Here is a 4,266-nt window from a genome sequence, read left to right on the forward strand (position 1 = left end):
GCGCGCGGGTTACCGGCTGCGGGATCACCGGCGCTGGCCGAATTCCGGAGTTCCGGATTTCCGGACCGGCTTTTACTTCGCCTTGTGGTACGCCTCGACGATCTCCGCCGGGATACGGCCACGCGAGGAGACCTGATGGCCCTGGGCCCGCGCCCATTCGCGGATCGCGGTGCTCTCCTCCCGATCCACCGCGGGACGGGTCTTGCCGCTCGTACCCTTCCGCTTGGAACGGCCGACCTTGCGAGCCTTCTCGGTCCACTGCTCCAGCGACCCGCGCAGCTTACCGGCGTTCTTCAGCGACAGGTCGATCTCGTAGTCCATGCCGTCCAGCGAGAAATAGACGGTTTCATCGGCCTTCGATTCGCCGTCGTAGTCGTCGACCAGAGTCACGGTGACTTTCTTCGCCATGGACTGCCCTTTCACGTTGATGCCGCTTTTCGCCGGAAATATTATGCCCGGGACGGATAGAATTCAAACCCGGCGCGATTGGAATTCGCAACCATCAGGCTATTCGGCTATTACCGGGCAGCCGGGTAGGAGCCGCGCGGCGTCACCGCACCCGGAATGCGGTCATCCGCCAACCGCGCCGACCACGGGCAATGCGGGCGGCCAGGGCGAAATGCCGGGCACCGCGGTCGTAGGCGGCGTACACCTCGGCGTGCACGGCATCGACCATCACTACATCGACCCTGGTCAGCACCGCCGTGCCGAGCGAGCGGCCCGGCACCAGCCGCGCGCCCACCAGGGTGCGCACGGCCGCCACCACCCCGGAATCGGCGACCGCGGCCAGTTGTGCGACCGGTCGGCGACCGTCCAGCACTTCCACGGCGAACTGCACCGTCCGCCATGCGAAATTCCGTGCCCCGGAACAAACTTCGACTTCGCTCGCGGCAATTTCCGGATGCGTGCCGCGCACCACCCGTTCCAGCCCCGGGCCCAGCGCGCGGGCATCATTGCGCGCCGTCCGGGTGTCATTGCGGGCCACCCGATTCCGACACGGCGGCGGGGATTGGGCGTCGAGCGTCACATGTGCGCAGCAGGGCGTCAGCGGCGGCTCCGGATCGGGCGCCGGGGACAGATACCGGCCTCGAAATGCCATATGCCCGCTCCCCCATTCACCGGTGGATTCCCGCGCGATGCGATTGCGCCAGCATCGCACGGTCCGACAGCTCCGTAAAGGACCTGATCACCGGCCTGACGAGCATTCACGGCGTGTTGAGCGCGGCTCGCCCCGACAGCGCCGGCTTCGCGCACTCGGCTCCCGGGTGCGGCCGCAGTGTCCTGCCCAGATCCGTGCGCAGCGTGGTGGCGACATCGAGCAGATAGTTCTGCCGCACCCGCCACGGATGCCGGTCGCCCTGGCGCGGAAAGTCCCCGATGGAGCGCTGAATGTACCCGGATGCCAGATCCAGCAGCGGTCGCTCGGCAAGCGGGCCGTCGGCATGCGGCGCCACGGCGGCGAAGCCGTGGCGATCCATATACGACAGCACCTTGCACACCAGGCGCGAGGTGAGGTCGGCGCGCAGCGTCCAGGAGGCGTTGGTGTATCCGATGCACACCGCGAAATTGGGGACGCCGGTGAGCATGGTGCCCTGCCAGACGAAGCGCTCGCTCAGACGCACCGGTTCACCGTCCACGGTGAGGTCGATGCCGCCGAAGGCCAGCAGCCGCAGTCCGGTGGCGGTGACCACCACATCGGCTTCGAGCACCCGGCCCGACTGCAGCCGAATCCCCTCGGGCACGAAGGTTTCGATGTGATCGGTGACCACCTCCGCCCTGCCCTTGCGCATGGCCTTGAAGAAATCGGCGTTGGGCACCGCGCACAGCCGCTGATCCCACGGATCGTAGTCGGGCGTGAAGTGCTCGGCGACCAACCGCTCGTCCTTCAGGATGCGCGTGGTCAGCCCGGTGAGCAGCTTGCGCGCGGCCTCCGGACGACGACGACAGTACTGGTAGAAGCCGATGCCGAACAGAATGTTCTTGGTGCGGATGACGCGGTGCGCCAACCGTGGCGGCAGCAGGGCGCGCAGCCGGTCGGCCACCTTGTCCCGGCCCGGCACCGCGGAGATCCAGGTCGGTGAGCGTTGCAGCATGGTCACCCGCTCGGCCCGCTCGGCCATGGCCGGAACCAGGGTGACGGCGGTGGCGCCGCTGCCGATCACCACGACCCGCTGCCCGGTGTAATCCAAGTCCTCGGGCCAGAACTGCGGGTGCACGACCCGGCCCGCGAAGTCGTCGATACCGGGGAACTCGGGTGCGTGGCCGCGGTCGTAGTCGTAGTAGCCGGAGCAGGAGTAGAGGAATCCACAGGTGAGTTCGGCGCGCCCGCCGTCGCGGTGCTCCAGGGTGAGCGTCCAGCGGGCGGCGGCGCTGTCCCATTCGGCGGCAACGACCTTGGTGCCGTAGCGAATATGCCGGTCGATGCCGTTCTCGGTGGCGGTCTCGGTGATGTAGCGCAGGATGGACGGCCCGTCGGCGATGGACTGGGCATCGCGCCAGGGCTTGAAGGGGTAGCCGAGGGTGAACATATCCGAGTCGGAGCGGATACCCGGGTAGCGGAACAGATCCCAGGTGCCGCCCAGTGTCTCGCGGGCCTCGAGGACGGCGTAGCTGCGGTCCGGGTGCTCGGTCCGCAGGCGGTAGGCCGCTCCGATTCCGGACAGTCCCGCGCCCACGATCACCACGTCGAGGTGCTCGACCCGTTCGGTTGTGCGCTCACTCATGATCTCCAGTCTGGGGCCGCCCCTCCCCCGCTTCTTGACTGTGCGCGACAAGTATTTGATCCTGAACGACATGTCGGTCATCAGGTCCGCCGGATTGCGCGGCTTCCGCGCCACGGTCGCGGAACTCGGCGGCGACGCCGAGGAATTCGCGCGCGCCTGCGGGCTGCCCGTCACCGCTCTCGACACCGACGACCTGCTGGTCTCCGACTACGCGGTGGGCGCGGTGCTGGAACTGGCCGCGCATCGGCTGCGCTGCCCCGACCTGGGCCTGCGCATCTCCCGCCGCCAGGATCTGGCCATGCTCGGCCCGCTGGCCCTGGCCATCGGCAACTCCCCCACCCTCGCCGATGTCATGAACTGCACCGCCCGCTATCTGTTCGTGCACGCCCGCGCGCTGAGCCTGACGGTGGAACCGGACCCGTACGGGGATGAGCGGGTGATCGCCCTGCGCTACGGCGTGCCGCCCGGCACGCCGAGCCCGGTGCAGGGCACCGACCTCGGACTGGCCTTCGTGCACCACACCATCCTGCAGCGGCTGGCGACGGAGCGGTACGGCCTGCGCTCGGTGGAGTTGCCGTATCGGCCCGCCGCACCGCTGTCGGTGTACGAGGAGTTCTTCGGCGCACCGGTGCGGATCGAGCGCCCGGCCGCACTGCTGCGCGTGCCCAGCAGCCTTGCCACCCGGCCGCTCTCGGGCGGGGATGCCCATCTGCACCGGCTGGCCATGGCCTTCCTGGCCGAACTCACCGGCGGCGCGGGCACCGAGATCGCACCGCGGGTACGGGCCGCGGTACAGCGGCTGCTCGGCACGGCCGCACCCGAAATCGGCGCGGTGGCGCGACTTCTGACGGTGCATCCGCGCACGCTGCAACGGCGGCTGGCGGCGGAGGGCACCTCGTTCGCCGCCATTCTCGACGAGGTGCGCCGGGCGGAGGCCCGCCGGTATCTCACCACCACGGATATGCCGATGAGCCAGGTGGCCTCGCTGATCGGTCTGTCGGAACAGGCCGTTTTCACTCGTTGCTGCCGACGCTGGTGGGGCGTGACGCCGACGACGGTGCGGCGCAGCGGAAGTCGCGGACCGCGATCGTGAGTCACGCGGTGGATCGGACAAACACGGCGGAATACCAACACAGTTCGCATACGGACGCGTGTCGTCGATCTTCGCTGGAAGTTTTCCGATAAGGATGGGAAGGGTGAATTGCCCCTCCTGCTCCTGGCCCTCGCCCGCTTCCGCCGTCTCCGGTCACCGTGGTGTGCGCTATCTGCGCTGCGTCTGCGGGCAGTGGTTGATCGCGGTGCACGGCAGAGTGGTGGGCACCGCCGGGGGCAGCACCTTCACCGGCACCGACGTGGTGAACGAGATCGTCGGAGCGAAGCGGTGATTCAGCGCGCCAGGTAGATTCGCGCCGCCTGCACGCGGGTGCCGTGCTCGGCGAAATCGAGTTCCGCGATGCCGCGACCGTCGGGAGTGTCGACGGTCGCGGTGACGGTGCGGCCCGCCGCGATGGGTTTGCGCCAGCGTAGCCCGGTCGCCCGCACG

5 protein-coding genes are annotated in these 4,266 nt (G+C 68.7%); 2 read left to right on the forward strand and 3 right to left on the reverse strand.

The annotated features are described in order from the left end of the window. Nucleotides 1–72: 72 nt before the first annotated feature. From QK444_RS33265 to QK444_RS33275, 3 genes are all read right to left on the reverse strand, one after another. On the reverse strand, nt 73–408 hold the full coding sequence (locus QK444_RS33265; protein WP_029926580.1) for an Lsr2 family protein: 336 nt from the start codon (nt 406–408) through the stop codon (nt 73–75). Nucleotides 409–550: 142 nt separating this feature from the next. Then, entirely contained in the window at nt 551–1,099 is a 549-nt protein-coding gene (locus tag QK444_RS33270; protein WP_282786006.1) for an Rv3235 family protein, read from the reverse strand. A 106-nt stretch (nt 1,100–1,205) separates the two neighbouring features. Continuing rightward, complete coding sequence (locus QK444_RS33275; RefSeq protein WP_282786007.1) at nt 1,206–2,723, reverse strand: NAD(P)/FAD-dependent oxidoreductase; 1,518 nt, start codon at nt 2,721–2,723, stop codon at nt 1,206–1,208. 70 nt (nt 2,724–2,793) lie between these two features. On the opposite strand from QK444_RS33275, the gene QK444_RS33280 reads away from it, so the two are divergent. Together QK444_RS33280 and QK444_RS33285 are read left to right on the forward strand one after the other, a co-directional pair. Further along, entirely contained in the window at nt 2,794–3,816 is a 1,023-nt protein-coding gene (locus QK444_RS33280) for an AraC family transcriptional regulator (protein ID WP_282786008.1), read from the forward strand. Between the two features lie 103 nt (nt 3,817–3,919). Next, nucleotides 3,920–4,108, forward strand: a complete 189-nt coding sequence (locus tag QK444_RS33285; protein ID WP_228808054.1) for a hypothetical protein — start codon at nt 3,920–3,922, stop codon at nt 4,106–4,108. The last annotated feature ends 158 nt before the right edge of the window (nt 4,109–4,266 follow it).

Source organism: Nocardia sp. CC201C, assembly GCF_030010695.1.
In the GTDB taxonomy this organism is placed as follows: domain Bacteria; phylum Actinomycetota; class Actinomycetes; order Mycobacteriales; family Mycobacteriaceae; genus Nocardia; species Nocardia otitidiscaviarum.